A 22,918-nucleotide genomic window follows, 5' to 3' on the forward strand; every position below is an offset into this window, starting at 1 on the left:
TAGGTTCCTGTTTCGTTCCAAAAAGGACCCTTCATGGACAGCCCGGCCGCTTTATTCCTGATCCTCGCGCTTCTGCTCGGCCTGGGCGTCGGCTGGCTGCTCCGCACCCGCTCCACCGCGCCCCTCGCTGCCGAACGGGCGGACCTTGCCGCCCGGCTCGAAACCGCGACTGTCCAGCGCAACTCCGCCATCGCGGAATTGGCGGTGGAGAAGGAACGCGTCGCCCAGGCTGCAGCGCAGATCGCCCGGCATGAAGAGGCGCACATCGCCGCTGCCCAGCGACTGGACCAGGTCCAGGCCGTCGCTGCCGATCGGCTGCAAACCGTCCAGGCCGAACGCGAAGTCGCGCTGCGCGACCTCGCTGCGCTTCAGTCCGACATTCAGGCGCGCACCCGCGCCTTTGAACAGCAGATCACCGCGCTCAAGGACGCCAAGGACCAACTGTCCGCCCAGTTCAGCGAAATTGGCGGCCGCCTGCTCGAAACCGCCCAGGCGCAATTCCTTACCCGCGCCGACCAGCGTTTCGCCCAGGCCCATGAAAAAAGCGAGGCCCAGCTCAAGACCCTGCTTTCGCCGGTCGAAACCACGCTCAAACGCTATGAAGAAGGATTGGCGCGCGTCGAAAAGGACCGGGTCGGCAGCTATGCCGAATTGCGCGAGGCGATCGCCATGGTCCATGCGGGCCAGGGGCAGGTGCGCGAGGAAACCGCCAAGCTCGTCAACGCGCTACGCGCTGCGCCCAAGACGCGTGGCCGCTGGGGCGAACAGCAGTTCAAGAACCTCATCGAAACCGCCGGCCTGTCTCCCTTCGTCGATTTTCAGGAGGAAGTATCGGTCACGGTGGAAGACGGCCGGCTGCGCCCCGACTTCATCATCCGCCTGCCCGGCGACCAGCAACTGGTGGTCGATGTCAAATGCTCGCTCGAAGCCTATCTCAACGCCGTCGAATCGGTCGACGGCCCGACCCGCGAGCGATTCCTCGCCGACCACGCCCGCGCCGTGCGCACCCATGCCGATGCGCTGGGGCGCAAGGCCTATTGGGAACAGTTCGCCAAGGCACCCGACTTCGTCATCATGTATGTGCCCGGGGACAATTTCGTCACCGCCGCGCTGGAAGCGGATATGGAATTATGGGAACGCGCCGCGCGCAACCGCGTCATCATTTGCGGCCCCGCCACCTTCCTGCCGCTCGCCCGCACGCTGGCCGGCCACTGGCGCCAGGCCAAATTGCAGGATCAGGCCAAGGAAGTCGCCGATCTTGGCAAGCAACTCTATGAGCGGCTTGCAACGGCGGCCACGCACCTAAAACGCCTTGGCTCGGGCCTCAGCAGCGCCGTCGATAATTATAACAAGTTCGTCGGCAGCTTTGATCGCAGCGTCCTGCCCGCCGGCCGCCGCTTCCGTGATCTCAATGTGGAAACCGGGGGCAAGGATATCGAAGCGGTGGAACCCCTGGAACTGCTCATTCGCGACTCACAGTCGGACGAAGCCCGCGCTCTGCCGACCGCCGAGTGACAGGGCGGCGTTTGCGCCCGACCGCTTCAAAGGGCGGACGGGACGCTCAGAAAATCCCCAGGAACTTCTTGTTCTGGCTCTTTTTCTCCGCCTTGCTGCCCTTGCCTTCCTCATCCTTGGCGGTGGTGCCGCGGCCGACATCGTCGCGCGCCTTGCCGCCCTTGGTGCGTTGCGCCTGCGCGGTGGCGCCGGCCAGCACCGGGCCGCACGCCGCACCCTTCGCATCGCCCACATCGACGAAGGCCAGCACCGCCGCCAGCGGGGTAGCCGCGACGCCCAGCGCAGCAGCCGCACCCCCGCGCGCCATCAGGTCCGAACTGACCGCATTGATGCGCGGCTGCGCGAAATAGCCGCCAATACCGACTGGCGACTGGCCGGAAAGCAGGCTGATCTTCTTGCCATCGGCGCGGAAGGCCAGGTCCAGCCGCTCGTTGCGGAACGAAAATCCGCCCCGGCCGATCATGACATTCTTTTTCGTGTCGATCAGGATCGGGTCCGCCGCCGCCACGCCGTTGCGCACGGTGAAGGCAATCAGCCCGCAATTGATCTCCACCGGTTCCTTGAGCTTATTCTCAAACATCTTCGTGATGAAGGTGCCGACGTCGATTTCCGACAATTGCACATTGCGCGCCCACATCGTGCCGGCGGGCAGGATCGCGGCGATGCGGCCATTGGCGCTGCCAAGCGAATCATGCAGCGAGTCCCCGATGCCGGTCATCTGAACCCGCCCCTTGACCGTGCCGTTGGTGCCCGATTCCGCCACGCCCCATCGCGCCAGCAACGTGCCCATGGGCGTGGGCGCCAGGCGAATGTCATAATTCGTGTGCGCCGGCCTTTGCCGCGCGTTGATCCTGATGTCCGACGCGACATGCCCGCCCGCCATATCGAATGTCAGGGGCGACAGGGTAAGCAGGCTCCTGTCCAGCTTCACCGTCACCGCCGCATTGGAAATCGGCACATTGGGCGCACGGATCGTCTTGACGCTGTAGCGGACGTCGGCATCGAAATTGCGGATCGCCTCGACCCGCAATGGCGTGTCCGGCAAGACGCGCGGCGTGCCCGATACCGTCTCGATCGCCCCGCCTGCGCCCTGCGACGCCAGCTTTTCGGGGTCATAGCCGATGAACGGCCCCACATCGATAATGTCCAGCTTTTGCGTCGCCAGATCGCCCTTGATCAGCGTCCGCCCGCCTGGCTGCGACACGGTGAACCGCCCTGCCAGGTCGCTGTCGCCGAACCGGCCCTTCAAGTGGGTGAAGCGCCACTCCTCGCCCACCTTGGTAAGGTCGCTGGTAAAGCGATAGGTGCGCGTGGGGGGAATCACGATGCCCACAAAATCGAACAGCCGCGCCAGATTGCGTCCTTGTGCCACCATCTGAAGGTCGCTGCCCTCCAGCTGCGTGGCGCCCGGCAATGCGCCTGACACATCGACCCGCGTCGCGCCGGCCTCCATCCGCGCGGCCAGCTGATTGCGTCCCCCCGTCACCGTCTGATCGGGGGACAGCAGCCCGCCCTTCAAGGCAAAAGGCAACGCGCGCATCGTGCCATCGCCGGCAAAGCGCACTTCGCTCACAAATTGCGTATCGCGCGCCTTCACCGTCTCGAACCTGATATCGACGCCCAATTGCATCCGGGGATCACGAAAACGCAGCGTCGTCCCGGTCAGCAGCGCCCGGCTAACCAGCGGCAGGTTCAGCGGCTTGCCCTTTTTCGTGGGATCGCCAAAGGTCCATGTATTGTGCTGGTGATCGCGCGACCATTCCAGATCGACCGCGCCATTGCGCAGCTCCAGCCAGCGCACCCGCACCTTGTCGCCGAAGATCAGGCTCAGCGGCGCGATCCGGCTGTCGATGCGGTCGGCGCGAAAGATATCGGGGCGGCTCGCCCAGCTGGTGTTGGACACGCGGATGCCCTCGGCCAGGAATTTGACCGTGATCGGCGCGAAATAGAGCTGGAAATCCCCGTCCACCCGGACCTGCCGATTGAGGCTGTTGCCCACAACATGCTCGAACGGCCGCTTGAGGAACCGCCCCTTGGTCACGAACAGGATCAGCCAGATCGCGAACAGGATGCCGACAAACGCAATCGCGATGCGCGCGGGTAGGGGGAGCGCGCGCCAGCGATCGCGCGCGCGCGCGATATGGCGGCTCGTGCCGCCTGCCGCTGCAATCGTCCTTACCTTGGGCGCGTCGGGTTCAGCATCGGCCATCGAGCACCAACGCCAGCCTCACGCTTTAGGTCCGAATCACTTGCCTTTTGACGCGCGGGCCACTATGGGCCGCCCTTCGCGATATTCAGTGAGACCGCCCGGCTAACTAGGGCTGCCGTGGCTGTCTGTAATCGTCGCGCTGCAAAAGGAGACGAAAATGCCCAAGATGAAGACCAAGAGCGGTGTGAAGAAGCGCTTCAAGTTCACCGCCACCGGCAAGGTCAAGCACGGCGTCGCTGGCAAGCGTCACCGCCTGATCAGCCATAATGCGAAATATATCCGTCAGAACCGTGGCACCAGCGTGCTGTCGGATTCCGATGCCGGTCATGTGCGCCTGTGGGCGCCCTATGGCCTCAAGTAAGGAGTTCTGACCCATGGCACGTGTCAAACGGGGTGTAACCACCAAGGCGAAGCATAAGCGGATTCTGGATCAGGCGAAGGGCTATTATGGCCGTCGCAAGAATACCATCCGCATCGCGCGCCAGGCCGTCGAAAAGGCCGGCCAGTACGCCTATCGCGACCGCAAGGTAAAGAAGCGGACCTTCCGGGGTCTGTGGATTCAGCGCATCAACGCGGGCGTCCGCGCCGAAGGCCTGACCTATTCGCAGTTCATGCATGGCCTGAAGCTCGCCGGCGTCGAACTGGACCGCAAGGTTCTGGCCGACATCGCGATGCATGAAGGCGAAGCGTTCAGCGCCATCATCGCCCAGGCGAAGGCTGCGCTGCCCGCCGCCTGAGCGGAATGATCGCAAGATCGTCCAAAGGGGCGCCGGGGCATCAGGCTTCGGCGCCCCTTTTTGTTTTTGCGGTTTCGTTTGTTCCGAATAGCCATTGAGCAACGTCGAGATGGCGTATCGAAGGACTGCTCAACCCGAACGGGCAAAGATGAAGGTAAAGGACCCATTGTATGTCGCTGCATCTCTGGTGGATCTACGTCACGGCGGTGTTCCTGATCTCGGCGACGCCCGGCCCCAACATGCTGCACGTCATGGCGCAGAGCATCGCCCATGGCCCGCGCAAGGCGCTGGCGACAATGGCGGGACTGATGAGCGCGGTGCTGCTATGCCTTGTCGCGTCGGCGCTCGGCCTTGGCGCGTTGCTCAAGGCCTCGCCGCGGCTGTTCGACGTGCTGCGCTATGCCGGCGTCGCCTATCTGGTCTGGCTCGGCATCAAGGCATGGCGCGCGCCAGTGGGCATGGGCGATGCCGCGCGTCCCGTCAAATCCGACCATGCGCTCTTCGCCACCGGGCTATTGACAGGCCTGTCCAATCCCAAGCTCATCATCTTCGCCGCCGCGCTCTTTCCGCAGTTCATCGTCCTCGATCGGCCCTTCTGGACGCAGCTTGCCATATTGATCGCCAGCTTCGTGGTGATCGAAAGCTTCTGGTATGGTGTCTACGCTCTGGGTGGCGGCCGGATGAAGCGCTGGCTCGCCCCCGCCAATCGCCAGCGCCTGTTCAACCGCGGCACCGGCCTGCTCTTCATCGGCTTCGGCGGAGCGCTGCTGGGGGCGCGGGCCTGACCCTTTCCATGCGGCGTTCGCGTCGCTAAGGCACAACGCGACGCTTTGCCATCACGGCCCATGGGAATGATATGACCGAAATTAGCGCACTCAAGACCGGCCTGATCGCCGACATCACCGCCGCCGACACGCTCGACGCGCTGGAGGCGTTGCGCGTCGGCGCGCTGGGCAAAAGCGGGGTCGTCACCGGCCTCTTGAAAACGCTCGGTCCCATGTCGCCGGAAGAGCGGCTCGACAAAGGCCCACCGATCCAGGATTTGCGCGAAAGCGTGACCGCCGCGCTCGCTGAACGCAAGGCGCAACTGGAGCAGGCCGCGCTCGACGCGAAACTGGCCTCCGAAAAGGTCGACATGACCCTGCCCGCCGACATCGGCCCGCAAGGGTCGGTCCATCCCGTCAGCCAGGTGATGGACGAACTGGCCGAGATTTTCGCCGACTTGGGCTTTTCCGTCGCAACCGGGCCGGAGATTGAGGACGACTGGCATAATTTCACTGCGCTCAACATTCCCGAAACCCATCCGGCGCGGGCGATGCACGACACCTTCTATTTTCCGGACGAAGACGGCCAGAAAAAGATGCTGCTGCGCACCCATACATCGCCGGTGCAGATCCGCACGATGATGGATCAGCCGCCGCCGATCCGCATTATTGCCCCCGGCCGCGTCTATCGCAGCGATTCCGACGCGACCCACACGCCGATGTTCCACCAGATCGAGGGGCTTGTGATCGACCGGGGCATCACGCTTGGTCACCTCAAATGGACGTTGGAAACCTTCCTCAAGGCCTTTTTCGAGCGCGAGGATATAATCTTGCGCCTGCGGCCGAGCTATTTCCCCTTCACCGAGCCTTCGGTCGAAGTGGACGTCGGCTACACCCTCGCCAACGGGCAGCGCATCATCGGCGGCGATGGCGATGCGGCAGATGGCGGTTGGCTCGAAGTGCTGGGCAGCGGCATGGTCAATCGCCGCGTGATCGAGGCGTGCGGGCTGGATCCCGATGAATGGCAGGGCTTTGCCTTCGGCACCGGGGTCGATCGGCTCGCCATGCTCAAATATGGGATGAACGACTTGCGCGCATTCTTCGACGGCGACCTGCGCTGGCTCAAACATTATGGCTTCTCGGCGCTTGACGTGCCGACGCTGAGCGGGGGAGTGGGCGCATGAAGTTCACCCTGAGCTGGCTCAAGACGCATCTCGACACCGATGCGGACCTTACCACCATCCTCAAGACGCTGAATGCCATCGGCCTGGAGGTAGACGGCGTCGAAAATCCGGCCGAAAAGCTCGCCGGGTTCAAGATCGCCAGGGTGCTGACTGCCGACAAGCATCCGCAGGCCGACAAATTGCAGGTGCTGACCGTCGATCATGGCGACGGCCAGCCATTGCAGGTCGTGTGTGGCGCGCCCAATGCCCGCGCGGGCCTGGTCGGCGTCTTTGGTCTGGAAGGCGCGGTGGTGCCATCCAACGGCATGGTGCTCAAGAAGACCGCGATCCGCGGCGTCGAATCCAACGGCATGATGTGTTCGACACGCGAGCTGGAGCTGGGCGACGATCATGACGGCATCATCGAACTCGCGCCCGACGCGCCGGTCGGTCAGGTCTATGCGAACTGGGCCGGGCTCGACGATCCGCTGATCGACGTGTCGGTCACGCCCAACCGGCAGGATTGCATGGGCGTGCGCGGCATCGCCCGCGACCTGGCGGCGGCGGGCCTGGGAACGCTCAATGCCATCATCGTGCAGGAGATCGCGGGCGCGGGACCGGGACCGGATGTGCGCACCGACGATCCTGACGGCTGCCCCGCCTTCTACGCCCGCACCGTGCGCGGCGTCGCCAATGGCGCGTCGCCCGAATGGATGGCTCGCCGCCTGAAGGCCATCGGCCAGAAGCCGATCAGCGCGCTGGTCGACATCACCAACTATATCATGATCGACCTTGGCCGCCCGCTGCATGTCTATGACATGGCGACCCTGAAGGGCGGCCTCGTCGCGCGCAAGGGGCGCAGCGGCGAGCAGGTGCTGGCGCTCAATGGCAAGACCTACACGGTCGACGAAACGATGACCGTCATCGCCGATGACGAAGCCGTGCATGACATTGGCGGCATCATGGGCGGCGAACATTCGGGCGCGCAGGCCAGCACCACCGACGTACTCATCGAATGCGCCTATTTCACTCCCGAACGGATCGCCGCTACAGGTCAAAAACTGGCGCTCACCTCCGACGCGCGCGGCCGGTTCGAACGCGGCGTCGATCCCGCCTTTCTGGACGATGGCCTGTCGATCGCGACCGATCTGGTGGTCCGGCTGTGCGGTGGCACCCCCAGCGAAGCGACGCGCGCGGGCACGCCGCCTGTCGCTTTGCGCACGCTCGCCTACTCGCCCGATCAGTGCCACGCGCTCGCCGGTGTGGATGTGCCGGCTGACGAGCAGAAGCGCATCCTGGAACGGCTGGGCTTTGGCGTGTCGGGCGACGCGAACAGCGTCGAATATCAGGACGGCATGCCGGTCAGCGTGCCGGGTCACTGGACCGTGACGGTGCCCAGCTGGCGGCGCGATGTCGATGGCTGGCCCGACATTGTCGAGGAAGTGGTGCGCATCGTCGGACTCGACCATGTGCCCTCCACCCCGCTGCCGCGCACGCCCGGCGTCGCCCGCCCGACCGCCACGCCCGAACAGCTTGTCGAACGGCGCGTGCGCCGCACCGCCGCCGCGCGCGGCCTGGCTGAAGCAATCAACTGGTCCTTCCTTTCCGAGAAGGAAGCAGCGGCCGTGGGCGGCGGCGACTGGATATTGGCCAATCCGATCTCCGAGGATCTCAAGGTCATGCGACCCTCGCTGCTGCCAGGCCTCCTTTCCGCAACGAAACGCAATGTCGATCGCGGTGCCGCGTCTGTGCGCCTTTTCGAGCTGGGCCGGCGCTATTTCAAACAGGGCGAGCGGGCGACCGTCGGCTTCGTGCTGGCGGGGGAAAAGGTCGCGCGTGGCTGGCAGTCGGGCAAGGCGCAACCCTTCGACGCTTTCGACGCCAAGGCCGAAGTGATCGCGCTGCTCGCAGCGGCCGGCGCGCCGGTCGCCAATCTGCAAGGCTTTGGCGAGGCGTCGGCCGCCTATCATCCTGGCCAGTCCGGCACCTTGCGGCTTGGCCCCAAGATGGTGCTGGCCGAATATGGCGTGCTGCACCCCAGCCTGGCGCGGCAGTTCGGCCTCTCCGGCGCGGTGGTGGCGGGCGAGATTTTCCTCGACGCCATTCCACCTAAGCGTAAAAGCGGGGCACTGCGCGCGCCCTATGCGCCGCCTGCGTTGCAAGCGGTCAAGCGCGACTTCGCCTTCCTGGTGCCCGCCGATGTCGAAGCGGACGCCCTCGTGCGCGCGGTGCGCGGCGCGGACAAGAAGGCCATTGTCGATGCGCGCCTGTTCGACGTCTTTGTGGGACCGGGGGTCGAGGATGGGCACAAGTCGCTCGCGATCGAAGTCACGATGCAACCCGGAGACAAGAGCTTTTCCCAGGATGAGCTGGAAGCGATCAGCGCATCGGTGGTGAAGGCCGCGGCCAAACTGGGCGCGACGCTGCGGGGCTAGACGCCAAGCTCCGTTCGTTTCGAGCATGTCGAGAAACGGGACGCACTGTCACCGTTTCTCGCATGTGCGCGAAGCGACCGGAACGTGGCTACTTGTTGCCGCCCTTCGCTGCCGGCTCCGGCGCGATCGGCGCGATCTTGCACGCCTTGGCCGCCGCCATGCCGCGAATATAGCCGCGGCGTGCAATGCCGGCGGTCACCGCCGCCTGCAACCGGCGCTCGGCCGGCGCGGCGCCACTGATCTCGCGCACCAGCCCGCGAAACGGGATCAGCGAATTGACCACCGTCTTGCCCACCGCCTCCGCGATCTTGCCGGTGCGATTCTCATTGGCTTCCTTGTCCGCCGTAAAGTCGTCGCCCAGCACCGCGTTCAATGCGCCCAATTCCCGGTTCAGCCCCTTGCAGCTGCGACTGGGTGGCGCGGCATAGGGATTGTCGACCGCTTCTGTCAGGATGGGCGGAATTTCGTCCTTGTCCAGGCCGATGTCGCGCGCCGGCTGGCTCGCGATCCGGCCGGCCTTGTCCATCGTGTCGTCCCTTTTTTCCTTTTCCTGCGCAGACGCTGTTCCCGCGAGCAGCGTAGCGGCCATCAAGGCCAATCCCATATATTTCATCGTTCGATCCTCCGGCGGCAGAACCGGCGACGAGCCCCTCTGGTTCCAGAAGCGAAACGACATGGTGGCAGACAGGATCAAGGGGCGCTGTTATGCGGTCGGGATTCACTTTGGAGGTCCCGCTTGTCCGATCATCCCCTGATCATCCGTTCGTCCGACCTGACCGTCCGGATCGACCGTCTAGGCGCGGAACTCCGCTCGATGCGGGACGGGCAGGGTCGCGAGGTGATGACCGACGCCGATCCGCGCTGGTGGACGGGGCATGCGCCGCTGCTCTTTCCCTTCGTCGGGCGATCGCGCGGTGACGCGTACCGAATGAACGGGCGCACCTATTCCATGCCGCAGCATGGCTTTGCCCGGCGCGCCGATTTCGCGCTGGAGGATCATGCGCCCGACAGGCTGCTGCTGCGGCTGGAAGCGGACGCGACGACGCGCGCTGTCTATCCCTTCGACTTCCGCCTCGACATGAATTTCACGCTGGAAGAGGCGATGCTGCGCATGACCGCGACCATCAGCAATCGCGGCGAAGCGCGCATGCCTTTTTCCTTCGGCTATCATCCCGCCTTCGCTTGGCCGCTACCCTTTGGCGGCACGGTGGAGGATCACCGCATCATCTTCGACAAGCCGGAGCCGGCCCCGATCCGCAGGGTGGGGGACGAACCTGGCCTGATCGCGCGCGCAAGCGAACCCTCGCCTGTCCAGGGCGACAGGCTTGCCCCCACCTATACAATGTTTGAAGGCGACGCGCTCATCTGGGACGATCTTGCCAGCCGCTCGCTCACCTGGGGCGTTCCCGGCCGACCGCACCTCAAAATCGACTTTCCTGACACGCCCTGGCTCGGCCTGTGGCAAAAGCCCGGCGCCCACTATCTGTGCGTCGAACCCTGGGCCGGCATGGCCGATCCGGTGGGATTTGACGGCGACGTCTGGGACAAGCCTGGTATCATGGCGCTGCTGCCCGGCCAAAGCCGCAGCTTCCGCATGGACGTGACGCTGGTCGGCGTGTAACGGGCGCACTTAAAGGATTCCGTTCGGGCTGAGCCTGTCGAAGCCCTGTTCTTCTCTTCCACAAGAAAAGTGCAGCCCTTCGACAGGCTCAGGGCGAGCGGTTGTTTTCAAGAGCCGATCGACATGACCATCCCATCCCGTCGCACCTTCGCCATCATCTCGCACCCTGACGCGGGCAAGACTACGCTGACCGAAAAGCTGCTGCTCGAAGGCGGCGCGATCCATCTCGCCGGGGAGGTGAAGGCGCGCGGTGCGAACCGGCGCGCCCGGTCCGATTGGATGAAGATCGAGCAGCAGCGCGGCATTTCCGTCACCTCCTCGGTGATGACGTTCGAGCGCACGCGTGATGGCGAAACCATCACCTTCAACCTGCTCGACACGCCGGGCCATGAGGATTTTTCCGAGGACACCTATCGCACGCTGACCGCCGTCGACTCCGCCGTCATGGTGATCGACGCGGCAAAGGGCATAGAGCCGCAGACGCGCAAGCTGTTCGAGGTCTGCCGCCTGCGCAACGTCCCCATCATCACCTTCGTCAACAAGGTCGATCGCGAAGGCCGCGAAATCTTCGGCCTGCTCGATGAAGTCGCCGACCAGTTGCAACTTGACGTCTGCCCGATGAGCTGGCCCGCAGGCATGGGCGGCGAATTCGAAGGCATTTACGACTTCGCCACGAACCGCCTGCGCCAGCCGACCGGCCCGTCGCGCGAGTTCGAGGGCAAGGAAACGCATGTCTCCGGCCTCGACGACCCGAAGCTGGGCGAACTGCTTTCCGATCAGGCGCTCGACAGGCTGCGGGAGGAAGCGGAACTGGCGCAGGGCGGCTATGCCGAATTCGACCTTGACCGCTATCGCGCCGGCGATCTGACGCCTGTCTATTTCGGCTCGGCGCTCAAGCTGTTCGGCGTCACCGAACTGATCGACGCGCTGGGCCAGCACGCCCCCCCGCCGCGCGCCCAGCCTGCCGAACCTGCCGCCGTCGAACCCGATCAGAGCGAAGTCACCGGCTTCATCTTCAAGGTGCAGGCGAATATGGACCCGATGCACCGCGACCGCATCGCCTTCATGCGCCTCGTCTCGGGCAAGTTCCGCCGGGGCATGAAGCTGACGCCATCCGGCTCGGGCAAGCCGCTCGCCGTCCATTCGCCGATCCTCTTCTTCGCGCAGGACCGGGAACTGGCCGACGAGGCGTTCCCCGGCGACATCATCGGCATCCCCAACCATGGCGCACTGCGCGTGGGCGATACGCTCTCGGAAAAACCCGGCCTGCGCTTCACCGGCCTGCCCAATTTCGCGCCCGAAATCCTGCGCCGCGTGGCGTTGAAAGACCCGACCAAGACCAAGCAGCTGCGCAAGGCGCTGGACGACCTCAGCGAAGAAGGTGTGATTCAGGTCTTCTACCCCGAAATCGGCAGCCAGTGGATCGTCGGCGTCGTCGGTCAGCTTCAATTGGAAGTGCTGATTTCGCGGCTGGAGGCGGAATATAAGGTGGCGGCCGGCCTTGAACCCTCGCCCTTCGACACCGCCCGCTGGATCAGCGGCGACGAAGCCGCGCTTAAGGATCTCGTCGCCTATAATGGCGCCAACATGGCCAAGGACCGCGACGGCAACCTTGTCTTCATGGCCAAGAGCGCCTGGGACATCGGCTACCAGCAGGAACGCCACCCCCAGGTAAAGTTCAGCGCGACCCGCGAGCGATAGGACGCTTTAAGCCGCGACCCAGTCGCGGCGCAGCGCCTTGCCCGCCAGCGCCATGAACAGGCCGGCGAGCAGGTAAAAGCCCAGTGCCACGACGATGGCGTAGCGCAGCGCCTCATTCCCATAAGCCGGCGTCAGCGCATCCGACAGGCTACCCACCGCCCAGCTGCCCAGGCCCAGGCCAACGAGGTTGTTGATCAGCAGGAAGCTCGCCGCCGCACTGGCGCGCATATGGGCGGGAACGAGGTGCTGGACCGCGGTCAGTACCGGACCCAGCCAGACATAGACCAGCGCCTGCGGGATCAGGAACAGCGCGAAGGCAAAAGAAACGCTGTCGGACAGCACGCCGATCACGAACAGCGGCATGCCGACCACATAGCTGACCGCGGGCACCCAAGCATAATAGGCCTTGTCGCGGCCGCCCAGCCGGTCCCCCAGAAACCCGCCGAGCAGCACCCCCGCCACGCCGCCGATCAACAGCAATCCGCCCAGAAACTGGCCCGCGCCTATCAGGTCCAGGTCGAAACTGCGCATCAGCAGGCTGGGCAGCCAGAAGGCGACGCCATAGCCGCACATCGAACTGCACGCCGCGCCCAGCGCCAGCAGCCAGAAGCCGCGCTTGGCCGCCAATATGCCGAATACGGCGCTGACCGGCACGGCGTCGGCGGCCTGAACCGGCCGGGCGGGTTCGCGCACGACCAGGCGGAAAACCGGCGCGATCAGGATGCCAAGCAGCCCCACGACGATGAAGGCGGTGCGCCATTCGACCGCCTGCGCGATATAACCGCCCAGCAGCACGCCGCCCGCCGACCCCAACGGAATGCCCAGTGAATAAATGGACAGCGCCCGCGCGCGCTGATGCGGCGGGAAATAGTCGGAAATCACGGCATAGGATGGCGCGACCCCGCCCGCTTCACCGACGCCCACGCCGATGCGGAACAGGAACATCTGCGCGAAGCTGGATGCCACGCCACACAGCGCCGTAAAGCCGCTCCAGATGGCGAGGCTGACGGTGATGACCCAGGTCCGGCTGGTGCGGTCGGCCAGCAGCGCCAGTGGAATGGCCAGCGTGGAATAGAGCAGGGCGAAGGCAATGCCGCCCAGCGCGCCGAGTTGTGTATCGGTGAGCTTCAGGTCCGCCTTGATCGGCACCGCCAATATGCCCAAAATCTGCCGATCGAGGAAGTTGAACGTATAGACCAGCAACAGCATCGCCAGCACGACGGCGCGATATCGGGGTGAAGCGGTTTGTTCGGTCATGGCTTGCATCCATCTCCGTTCAGTTCGAGCTTGTCGAGAACCATTGCGCGAAGGGTCCTCGACAAGCTCGAACCGAACGGATGGGACTCATCAGAATTTGATCGATCCCGTCACGAACACCTGCCGTGGATTGCCATAGAAGGCGGTCAGCGTGCCTTCACGGCCCAGCGACGGTGTCGGGAATCCAGCGGCATTGTTGACGATCGCGCCGGTCGTGGGATCGGCCAGGACGAAGGTGTAGCCCGACGTCTTATATTCCTTGTCCAGGATATTCTTGCCGTGCAGGCCAATGCTCCAGCGGTCGTCAGGCGCGGTATAGACGATGCTGGCGTCCCACAGGGCATAGCCCTTCTGGTCGATATAGGGGTTGGGGATTTCGAACTGATAGGTCTTGGACCGCCACGATACGGTGGTATCGGCATAGATGCTGCCGTCGCCCACCGGCGTCTGGTAGGATAATGTCCCGCTCGCCGTCCATTTGGGCGTGTTCTGCACTTCGCGGAAATCGGCGACGTCGGTGGGCACGCCGCCGATATTGGTGATATATTCCTTATACTTCGCGTCGATGAACCCGATCGCGGTCTGGAGGTTCAGCCTGTCGCCCGGCGTCATCAAGTCGCGGCCCAGCCGCGCATTGCTTTCGAACTCGACGCCCTTGAACGTCGCCTTGCCCGCATTGGACACCACGCCGCAGAAAGACGGGATGCCGCCGACGTCGCATGCGACCGATCCGGGGATCTGCACATCCTTGTAGTCGGCATAGAAACCGGCCAGCGCGACATAGAGCGCGCCATCCATCAGGTTGCCCTTGTAGCCCACTTCATAGCTGTCGACTTCCTCCGGCGCGAAGCTCAGGAACGACGCGACCTCGCTGTCCTGGCGGATGCCGTCGCCATTGAGGTCGGGTGCGTTGACGCCCACGCCGCGCGGGTCGAAGCCGCCGCCCTTGAAGCCCTTGGACCAGCTGGCATAGATATTATGGTCGGGCGTCGGCTTGTAGCTGACCGACAGGCGGGGGGTGAATTTCTTGAATTCGCTTTCGCCCCGGAAATTGGTGCTGGGTGCGCCGAACGCCGTGCCCTCGCCGCCAAAGACAGGCGATCCGCCGCCCAGATAATTTTGCCGCAGGATGTCGGCGCGACGCTTGTCCCAGGTATAGCGCCCGCCCGCCGACACGCTCAGCTGCTGGGAAATGTCGAAGGTGAAATCGCCGAACACGGCATAGGTTTCGGTATCGACATTGGCCTGGGTGAAGGCGGTGAGGCCCGGCATCGTGGTGAACAGACGTACATCGAACTGCGTGTCGGCGCTGGCGTCGAGATAGTAGAAGCCCACCATGCCCTTCAGCGGCCCATTGTCGTAGAGCAGTTGGAATTCCTGGCTCAACTGTTCGTTGAAATAATAGGCCGGCACGTCGACATCGACGGCGGGCAGAGCGTCGAAATCGATCGGCGACGCGCTGTCATCCTTGCGCCAGGCGCTGATCGACCGCAACGTCACCGCGTCCGACAGCTCCGCCGAAATATTCATCGAAAGCCCATAGGACTTCACATATTGCTTGGGGTCGGCAAGGCCGCCGCGCGTGTCGAACACATCGTCCAGCACTGGCGCGCCCGAAACCTGCCCCGGGATCAGGCGATGGCCGCCGCGCGCATTGCTGTTATCCTTGGTATAGTCGCCGGTGATCCGCATCAGCACCGGCTCGCCATAGCCGCCCATTTCGAACGTGGCGCGCCCGGCCCAGATATCCTTGTTGTAATTATCCTCGCCGGTGGTCAGGTTCTTGCCAAAGCCGCCGCGCGACAGGCGGGCAAAGGCGCCGCCGACGCGGATCAGGTCGCCTACAGGCGCTGAGGCGCTGATGATGCCATCGGCCTGATCATAGCTGCCATAGGTCCCCTTCACTTTCAGCGAAAATTCCCGCGGCAGCATCCGCGTCACATATTTCACCGCGCCGCCAATGGTGTTGCGGCCATAGAGCGTGCCCTGCGGCCCGCGCAGCACCTCGATCCGCTCGACGTCGTAAATGTCGAGCAATGCGCCTTGCGGCCGGTTGAGATAGACATCGTCCAGATAGATGCCGACGCCCTGCTCGAAGCCGGACACCGGGTCCTGCTGGCCCACGCCGCGAATGAAGGCGGTCAGCGTCGAATTGGTGCCGCGCGATGCTTCCAGCGTGGTGTTGGGCGTTACATTGGCCAGGTCGCTGATGTCGATCGCGCCGCTGCGTTCCAGCGCCGCCCCGGAAAAGGCGCTGACGGCGATCGGCACGCTCACGAGCGTTTCTTCGCGCCGGCGGGCGGTGACGACGATGGCGCCATTATCCTCTTCGCTTGCGGCAGCAGGGGGTTGGGCGGCGTCCTGCGCCAGCGCGGGGAGCGCGACGAGGCCGCTCCAGGCGGCCGAGGCGAGTGCGAATGCACGGATGGTCTGACGGGCCTTCATGGGGGACTCCTCTCCTGAATCTGGGGCGCCCGGTCTGCCGGATCGCGTCCTCGACGTGATTCGATAATGAAAGTTGAACCAGCTTTCAACTTCAAATAAGGAGGGTGTCGTCGGCGCGGCATGACTGCGGTAAAAAGAACACAGAGAGGGAGAGGCAGATGAGCGCTGGCGAGGCCGCAAAGGATGACAAGGCGCCACGCACCGCGCGTGGCGAACGCACCCGCCGGGCGTTATTGTCGGCGGCGGCGGCGGAATTTGGCGAGAAGGGCTTTCACGACGGGTCGATCAGCGGCATCACCCGTCGCGCAGGCTGCGCCTTGGGCAGTTTCTACACCTATTTCGACAGCAAGGACGATATCTTCCGCGCGCTGGTCAACGACATGTCTGGGCAGGTGCGCGACTATGTCTCACCCCGGATTGCGCAGGCGCGCGACGGCATCGATGCGGAACGCATCGGCCTTTTGAGCTTCCTGGAATTCGCGCGGGCGCACAAGGAAATCTATCGCATCATCGACGAGGCCGAGTTCGTCGATCAGGCCGCCTATCGCGCCCATTATGAAAATACCGCCAGCCGCATGGCGGCGCGCCTTGCCAATGCGGCGGCGCGCGGCGATGTGCGGGCGGATGTGGAGGAGGTTCATGCCTGGGCGATCATGGGCATGAACGTCTTCCTGGGGCTGCGCTATGGCGTGTGGGACGACAGCCGCCCGGCCGATGAGGTCGCCGCCATCGCCAATGCGTTGGTCGAGCGGGGGATCGGCCGGAGCGACTAAGGCCGCCTATTTCTGCTTTGACGCCTTCCCCTCCAGCTGCTGGCTGAAATAGACCATCTGCATCGCCTGCAACCGCGCGCCCTGTTTGATATCGGCATCACCCGAATGGCCGCCGGCGGTGTCCTCGTAGAAATGGTAGGGAATGCCATATTCCTTGAGCCGCGCGGCGAATTTGCGCGCATGTTGCGGGCCGACCCGGTCGTCCTTGGTTGTGGTCCAGATATAGGGCGTGGGATAATCCACGCCCTTCCGGATATTGGCATAGGGCGAAATCGTCTGGAGAAACGCCTTTTCCGCCGGCACGCTGACGCTGCCATATTCGTCGACCCATGACGCGCCGGCTGCGATCTGCTCATAGCGGATCATGTCGAGCAACGGCACCTGGATGACCACCGCATTCCACAGGTCGGGATGCTGGTTGAACTCGACTCCCATCAGCAGGCCGCCGTTCGACCCGCCATAAATGCCGAATTTGTCCGGGCTGGACAGTTTGCGCGCGAAAATATCCTGCGCCACCGCCGCGAAATCATCATAGATGATCTGGCGCTTGGTCTTGAGGCCCGCCTCATGCCAGGCCGGGCCGAACTCGCCGCCGCCCCGGATATTGGCGAGAACAAAGCTGTTGCCGCGCTCCAGCCACAGCTTGCCGGTGATCGCGGCATAGCTGGGCGTCATCGGAATTTCAAAGCCGCCATAGGCGGTCATGATCGTCGGCGTCGATCCGTCCTTCTTCATGTCCCTGGCGTGGACGATGAAATAGGGGATTTTCGTGCCGTCGCTCGACGTCGCCTCGAATTGCTCGACCACCAGTCCGTCGGCGTCGAACCGGGCGGGCATGGCCTTCACCTGGGTTGGCGCGGGGTTCGCGGCATCCATCGCCCACAGCGTCGTGGGCGCCAGAAAACCCGCGACCGACAGATAGGCCTTGTCGCTTTTGTCGCTGGCCGAAGCGATGGAGATGGTGGCGTTGTCGGGCAACTCCACGGGCGTTTGCGACCAGCGGTCCGCGCCCGGCGTCAGCACCATCACCCGTCCGCGCACATTGTCATTATAGGCCAGGATGACATGGCCCTTGGTCGCCGCCACGCCGTCGATCGACTGGCGGGGGGAGGGCGCGAACAGGATCTGCGGTTTGAGCGTCTCGCCCGATTGCAGCGCCTTCAACGGCACGGCAACAAGCGACCCGGTCGGCACGCTGACGCCGCCGCTCTGCCACGCTTCGCTGGTCTGGATCAGCACCTGGCCATCCACCATGCCCTGCAAATTGCTCTTGGCGGGCAGGGGCAGCCGCTTCACTTCCGCGCCATCGACCAGATAGGTTTCGTTGCTAAAGAAGGTAACGCCGCGATAGAGGAAGGCGGCGCGGTTGCCCGATCCGTCGGACAGGATCATGGGGAAGGTGCCGACCTGGTCGCTCGGTGCCCCGCGATAGATTTCCCGCGCGCCCGACAGCGGTTCGCCGCGCTTCAGCGTCTTGACCACGAAGGGGTAGCCCGATTTGGTCATCGTGCCATCCCCCCAGTCGCGGGCGATCAGGATGGTTTCGCGGTCCAGCCACGCCTCATTCTGCTTGGAGGTGGGAATGGCAAAGCCGCCGTCCACAAATTTGCCCGTTTCCAGGTCGAATTCGCGCAGGCTGACCGCATCCTCGCCGCCGTCCGACAGGTTGATGAGCGCCAGCCGCTCGTCGGGGTCGAGGATCGCCGCGCCCTTCCATACCCATTTCTTGCCTTCGGCCTTCGACAGGGCGTCAAGGTCCAGCACGGTGGTCCAGTTGGGCGCGTCGGTCGCGTAATCGGCTTCGCTCGTCCAGCGCCAGATGCCCTGGGGATGATCGGCGTCGCGCCAGAAATTGTAAACGCGGCCATGGACCTGCATCGGCATGGCGATCCGGTCCTTGGCCGACGCGATGGCAAGCGCGTCGCGATAATAGCCGGCATAGCGCGGGTCATTCTGGAAAGCGGCTTCCGTCGCCTTGTTTTCGGCCTCCACCCACTGCATCGCGCGCGGACCGGTCCAGTCTTCCAGCCAGATATAGGGGTCGTCGGACGGATTGGCCGTGGATGCGGGCGGCGCGCCCGCGCCGGTCAGCAGGGCAGCGGAAACCAAAGTCAAAATCCTCTTCATGCTCGGTCAGTCCCCCTAGATAAAGTCATGCGCCCCCGGCGATAGCGCCGCCGCAGCAGGGCAGCGGCAACCAGCAGGGGTAACGCCATGGCGATCAGCATGATCCCCAGCACAGTGGGCGACCAGCCGAAAATATTGTGCAGATCGAGCGCCGAAGGCAGGATCATCAGTAGCGCGCCCGCCGTCAGCAGCCACAGCCCCCAACGGCGCGGCCGCACCGCGACCATGCGCATTTCGTGGCGGAATGCCTTGCGGCCCGCTTTGGTGCCAAGGTCCGGGATGCTCTCGTCGCTCATAAGCTGCTGGACCTTGTGCGCCCAACCCCCTATCATGTCCAGCATCCCCGGGGGACCGTCCACAGACGGTTGAGAGGCGGCTGACGTGGCCGCGACCCGCTGAACCTGATCCAGTTGACACTGGCGTAGGGAGGGTAGCGCGCCTTCACACCGCCCGCAGTCTCTCTCTCCGTCGCAAGGAGAGCATAGCATGGCAGACGTCCCCGCCCGCACCGAAATGCGCGTGACCACTGGCCCCATTCGCGGCAGCCGCAAGATCCATGTCGGTCCGCTGAAGGTCGCCATGCGCGAAATCGACCTCGAACCCTCCAGCGGCGAGCTGCCCGTGCGCGTCTATGACACGTCCGGCCCCTATACCGACCCGCAAGCCCGCATCGATATCATGGCGGGCCTGCCGGCGCTGCGCCGCGACTGGATCATGGGGCGCGGCGATGTTGAGGAATATGACGCCCGCGCCGTAAAGCCGGAAGATAATGGCCTCAAAGGCCCCGACCGGACCGGTGGCGTCCAGCCTTTCCCCAACGTGGTGAAGCGCCCCCTGCGCGCAAAGGCCGGCGGCAACGTCTCCCAGATGCACTATGCCCGCCGCGGCATCGTCACCCCGGAAATGGAATATGTCGCGGAACGCGAAAATCTCGGCCGCGCGCGGCTCAAGGAATATGTCCGCGACGGTCAGAGCTTCGGCGCGTCGATCCCCGACTATGTGACGCCCGAATTCGTGCGCGATGAAGTCGCGCGCGGCCGCGCCATCATCCCGTCCAACATCAACCACCCCGAATCCGAACCGATGGCGATTGGCCGCAACTTCCTGGTCAAGATCAACGCCAATATCGGCAACAGCGCGGTCGCCTCCGACGTCGCGTCCGAAGTCGACAAGCTCGTCTGGTCGATCCGCTGGGGCGCGGACACGGTCATGGACCTGTCGACCGGCCGCAATATCCACGACACGCGCGAATGGATCCTGCGCAACTCGCCCGTCCCGATCGGCACCGTCCCCATCTACCAGGCGCTCGAAAAGGTCGGCGGCGTCGCCGAGGACCTGACGTGGGAGATTTTTCGTGACACGCTGATCGAGCAGGCCGAACAGGGCGTCGATTATTTCACTATCCATGCGGGCGTGCGGCTGGCCTATATCCCGATGGCGGCCAAGCGCGTCACCGGCATCGTCTCGCGCGGCGGATCGATCATGGCGAAATGGTGCCTGGCGCATCACAAGGAAAGCTTCCTCTACGATCATTTCGACGAGATCACGGAGATCATGAAAGCCTATGACATCGCCTACAGCCTTGGCGATGGCCTGCGCCCCGGCTCTATCGCCGACGCCAATGACGAAGCCCAATTCTCCGAACTCTACACGCTGGGTGAACTGACCCACCGCGCCTGGAAACAGGATGTCCAGGTGATGATCGAGGGGCCGGGCCATGTGCCCATGCACAAGATCAAGGAGAATATGGAGAAGCAACTGCAGGTCTGCGGCGAAGCGCCCTTCTACACGCTGGGGCCGCTCACCACCGACGTCGCGCCGGGCTATGACCATATCACCAGCGCGATCGGCGCGGCGCAGATCGGTTGGTATGGCACGGCGATGCTCTGCTACGTCACGCCCAAGGAGCATCTGGGCCTGCCCGACCGCGACGATGTGAAGGTCGGCGTCGTCACCTACAAGCTCGCCGCCCATGCCGCCGACCTCGCCAAGGGGCACCCGGCCGCGCAGGTCCGCGACGATGCGCTCTCTCGCGCCCGCTTCGAATTCCGCTGGCGCGATCAGTTCAACCTGTCGCTCGATCCCGACACGGCCGAGCAATATCACGACCAGACGCTGCCTGCCGAAGGCGCCAAGACCGCGCATTTCTGCTCCATGTGCGGCCCTAAATTCTGCTCGATGAAGATCACGCAGGAAGTGCGCGACTTCGCCGCGAAGAAGAACCAGCCTGCCGATGGCTTCCTTGAAGCGGGCCTCACCGGCGCGGAAGTGGCAGAAGCTAGCAAGGCGGCGGCGCTCAAGGGCATGGAGGAGATGAGCAAGCTGTTCAAGGAAACGGGCAGCGAGCTCTATATGGGCGCAGGCGGCCGCGACCACGACTGAAGAGGGATAATGGTCAGGCGGATGGCGGCTGGGGCCCGCCATCTCCTGCGGCGACCGGGAAGGCTCAGGCACCGTGTCTGACTGACCGAAAAGGCCGAATTTTCGGGCTGCCGATAAACCATATGCCGCGCCCCCGCGTTCCGCCTCCGGATCACAGCAAGGAGCGTCCCCGATGGCCTATGACTTCTGGTACTGGCCGACCATTCCCGGCCGCGGCGAATTCGTCCGGCTGACGCTGGAGGCTTGTGGCATCGCCTATCGCGACTGCGCGCGGGAAGAAGGGGGTGAGGCGCTGATGGCCGACATGGCAAGCCATGATCGAGGCCCCGCCTTCGCGCCGCCCTATCTCGGCATCGATGGCGCCACCGTGTCCCAGACCGCCAATATCCTTCTCTATTTGTCCGAAAGGCATGAATGCGGCCCATCGGGCATGAAAAGCCGCTACTGGCTGGCGCAGCTTCAATTGACGATCATGGACATGGTCGCTGAAGCGCATGACGTGCATCATCCTGTCGGTGTCCATCTCTATTATGCGGATCAGAAACCGGAAGCGCTGCGCCGCGCCCAGGGCTTTCGCGATGAGCGCATTCCCAAATATCTCAGCTATTTCGAGCGCGCGCTTGGTTCTGAACCGGGCAGCTGGCTGGCCGGGGCACGATGGAGCTATGCCGACCTCTCGCTATTTCAGCTGGTCGCCGGCCTGACCTACGCCTTCCCGCTGCGCTTGGCGTCGCTCGATGGGCGCTTCCCAGCGGTCATAGCCCTGCACGACAGGGTTGCGGCCTTGCCCGAATTGCAGGATTATCTCGCCAGCGACCGGCGGCTACCCTTCAATGAAGACGGCATCTTCCGTCATTATCCCGAACTGGATGCGGCATGACCTTCGACGACCTCATTGTTCAGACCATCACCCCCGTCAGCCATAATCTGGGCGACTTCAAGGTGCACCGATCCCTGCCGTCCAAGGGGCGCACGATGGTTGGTCCCTTCATCTTCTTCGACCAGGCCGGGCCGGCGCAGATCGCGCCGGGGCAGGGGATCGACGTGCGGCCGCATCCGCACATCAACCTCGCCACCGTGACCTATATGTATGAAGGCGCATTTCTGCATCGCGATTCACTGGGGACCGAGCAATTGATCGAGCCGGGCGCGGTCAATCTGATGACGGCGGGCAGCGGCATCGTCCATTCCGAACGATCGCCCGATGAAGACCGGGCAAAGGCGTCCAAATTGTCGGCCATCCAGACCTGGCTGGCGCTCCCCAACCGGGTCGAGGAAATGGATCCGGCGTTCGAGCATGTCAGCGAAGGTGGGCTGCCCGTCATCGAAGACGGATCGGCGCGCGCGCGCGTCATCATGGGGACGCTCTGGGGCGAAACCTCACCCGTCACCACCTATGCCGACACCATTTACGCCGACATCCAGCTTGCGCCCGGCGGCCGGATCGCCATTGACCCATCCGCCGACGAACGCGCCCTCTATGTCTCGGGCGGCGATGCTGCGCTGGATGGCATGACCCTGACGCCACAAACGCTCTATGTGCTGCGGCCCGGCGCCTCCGCCACCTTGATGAGCGTCGATGGCGGCCGGATCGTGCTGTGCGGCGGCGAAGCCTTTTCCTCGCCGCGCCATGTCTGGTGGAATTTCGTCTCCTCGCGCCCGGACCGGCTGATGCAGGCGCGCGAGGACTGGGACGCGATGCGCTTTCCGCTCATCCCCGGCGACGACCAGGAATTCATCCCGATCCCGCAGGGCCGGCCCAAGACGGTCAGCTATCCCTGATGGTCAA

General features: G+C 64.2%; 18 protein-coding genes and 1 riboswitch. Of the genes, 12 read left to right on the forward strand and 6 right to left on the reverse strand.

From position 1 onward, the window contains the following. Positions 1–33 precede the first annotated feature (33 nt). Positions 34–1,515, forward strand: coding sequence for a DNA recombination protein RmuC (rmuC, locus tag LL253_RS05540; protein ID WP_228226481.1), 1,482 nt, complete (start codon positions 34–36; stop codon positions 1,513–1,515). A gap of 46 nt (positions 1,516–1,561) precedes the next feature. On the opposite strand, the gene LL253_RS05545 is transcribed toward rmuC, so the two are convergent. After that, complete coding sequence (locus LL253_RS05545; protein WP_228226482.1) at positions 1,562–3,724, reverse strand: AsmA family protein; 2,163 nt, start codon at positions 3,722–3,724, stop codon at positions 1,562–1,564. Between the two features lie 157 nt (positions 3,725–3,881). Here LL253_RS05545 and rpmI point away from each other — a divergent pair, with 157 nt between their 5' ends. The 5 genes from rpmI (at position 3,882) to pheT (ending at position 8,823) form a co-directional block, all read left to right on the forward strand. After that, complete coding sequence (gene rpmI, locus LL253_RS05550) at positions 3,882–4,085, forward strand: 50S ribosomal protein L35 (protein WP_009823219.1); 204 nt, start codon at positions 3,882–3,884, stop codon at positions 4,083–4,085. A gap of 13 nt (positions 4,086–4,098) precedes the next feature. Continuing rightward, positions 4,099–4,461 (forward strand): 50S ribosomal protein L20, encoded by a 363-nt coding sequence (rplT, locus tag LL253_RS05555; RefSeq protein ID WP_007711871.1) that lies wholly within the window; start codon positions 4,099–4,101, stop codon positions 4,459–4,461. 170 nt (positions 4,462–4,631) lie between these two features. Further along, entirely contained in the window at positions 4,632–5,246 is a 615-nt protein-coding gene (locus tag LL253_RS05560) for a LysE family translocator (protein ID WP_228226483.1), read from the forward strand. A gap of 71 nt (positions 5,247–5,317) precedes the next feature. Next, on the forward strand, positions 5,318–6,409 hold the full coding sequence (gene pheS, locus LL253_RS05565) for a phenylalanine--tRNA ligase subunit alpha (protein WP_228221363.1): 1,092 nt from the start codon (positions 5,318–5,320) through the stop codon (positions 6,407–6,409). Then, complete coding sequence (gene pheT / locus LL253_RS05570) at positions 6,406–8,823, forward strand: phenylalanine--tRNA ligase subunit beta (protein ID WP_228226484.1); 2,418 nt, start codon at positions 6,406–6,408, stop codon at positions 8,821–8,823. Before pheS ends, pheT begins: the two co-directional genes overlap by 4 nt. Before the next feature lie 88 nt (positions 8,824–8,911). Here pheT and LL253_RS05575 read toward each other — a convergent pair whose 3' ends face one another. After that, positions 8,912–9,436, reverse strand: a complete 525-nt coding sequence (locus LL253_RS05575; protein ID WP_228226629.1) for a hypothetical protein — start codon at positions 9,434–9,436, stop codon at positions 8,912–8,914. A 123-nt stretch (positions 9,437–9,559) separates the two neighbouring features. On the opposite strand from LL253_RS05575, the gene LL253_RS05580 reads away from it, so the two are divergent. After that, on the forward strand, positions 9,560–10,444 hold the full coding sequence (locus LL253_RS05580) for an aldose 1-epimerase family protein (protein ID WP_228226485.1): 885 nt from the start codon (positions 9,560–9,562) through the stop codon (positions 10,442–10,444). A 123-nt stretch (positions 10,445–10,567) separates the two neighbouring features. Beyond that, complete coding sequence (locus LL253_RS05585; protein WP_228226486.1) at positions 10,568–12,145, forward strand: peptide chain release factor 3; 1,578 nt, start codon at positions 10,568–10,570, stop codon at positions 12,143–12,145. Between the two features lie 6 nt (positions 12,146–12,151). On the opposite strand, the gene LL253_RS05590 is transcribed toward LL253_RS05585, so the two are convergent. Both LL253_RS05590 and LL253_RS05595 read right to left on the reverse strand, forming a co-directional pair. Continuing rightward, positions 12,152–13,402, reverse strand: a complete 1,251-nt coding sequence (locus LL253_RS05590) for a spinster family MFS transporter (protein WP_228226487.1) — start codon at positions 13,400–13,402, stop codon at positions 12,152–12,154. Positions 13,403–13,492: 90 nt separating this feature from the next. Beyond that, positions 13,493–15,847: a TonB-dependent receptor gene (locus tag LL253_RS05595; RefSeq protein ID WP_228226488.1), complete on the reverse strand. Its 2,355-nt coding sequence runs from the start codon at positions 15,845–15,847 to the stop codon at positions 13,493–13,495. A gap of 158 nt (positions 15,848–16,005) precedes the next feature. Between LL253_RS05595 and LL253_RS05600 the strand changes: the two genes are divergently transcribed. Then, the gene (locus LL253_RS05600; RefSeq protein ID WP_009823210.1) at positions 16,006–16,620 is read left to right on the forward strand and encodes a TetR/AcrR family transcriptional regulator; all 615 of its coding nucleotides are present in this window, start codon (positions 16,006–16,008) and stop codon (positions 16,618–16,620) included. 6 nt (positions 16,621–16,626) lie between these two features. Here LL253_RS05600 and LL253_RS05605 read toward each other — a convergent pair whose 3' ends face one another. Further along, positions 16,627–18,747 carry a prolyl oligopeptidase family serine peptidase gene (locus tag LL253_RS05605; protein ID WP_228226489.1) on the reverse strand — a complete coding sequence of 707 codons (2,121 nt, stop codon included), beginning with the start codon at positions 18,745–18,747 and terminating at the stop codon, positions 16,627–16,629. Beyond that, positions 18,744–19,043 carry a hypothetical protein gene (locus LL253_RS05610; RefSeq protein WP_037543233.1) on the reverse strand — a complete coding sequence of 100 codons (300 nt, stop codon included), beginning with the start codon at positions 19,041–19,043 and terminating at the stop codon, positions 18,744–18,746. The genes LL253_RS05605 and LL253_RS05610 overlap by 4 nt, the downstream gene beginning before the upstream one ends. Before the next feature lie 38 nt (positions 19,044–19,081). Continuing rightward, positions 19,082–19,192, forward strand: a riboswitch (TPP riboswitch). A 41-nt stretch (positions 19,193–19,233) separates the two neighbouring features. Between LL253_RS05610 and thiC the strand changes: the two genes are divergently transcribed. The 3 genes from thiC (at position 19,234) to LL253_RS05625 (ending at position 22,911) form a co-directional block, all read left to right on the forward strand. Then, positions 19,234–21,129, forward strand: a complete 1,896-nt coding sequence (thiC, locus tag LL253_RS05615) for a phosphomethylpyrimidine synthase ThiC (RefSeq protein ID WP_228226490.1) — start codon at positions 19,234–19,236, stop codon at positions 21,127–21,129. Between the two features lie 172 nt (positions 21,130–21,301). Continuing rightward, complete coding sequence (locus LL253_RS05620) at positions 21,302–22,009, forward strand: glutathione S-transferase (protein WP_228226491.1); 708 nt, start codon at positions 21,302–21,304, stop codon at positions 22,007–22,009. Then, a complete protein-coding gene (locus LL253_RS05625; RefSeq protein WP_228226492.1) occupies positions 22,006–22,911 on the forward strand; it encodes a pirin family protein in 906 nt (301 codons plus the stop codon). Before LL253_RS05620 ends, LL253_RS05625 begins: the two co-directional genes overlap by 4 nt. Positions 22,912–22,918: the final 7 nt, after the last annotated feature.

It is taken from the genome of Sphingobium soli (assembly GCF_020782245.1).
Classification (GTDB): Bacteria; Pseudomonadota; Alphaproteobacteria; order Sphingomonadales; family Sphingomonadaceae; genus Sphingobium; species Sphingobium soli.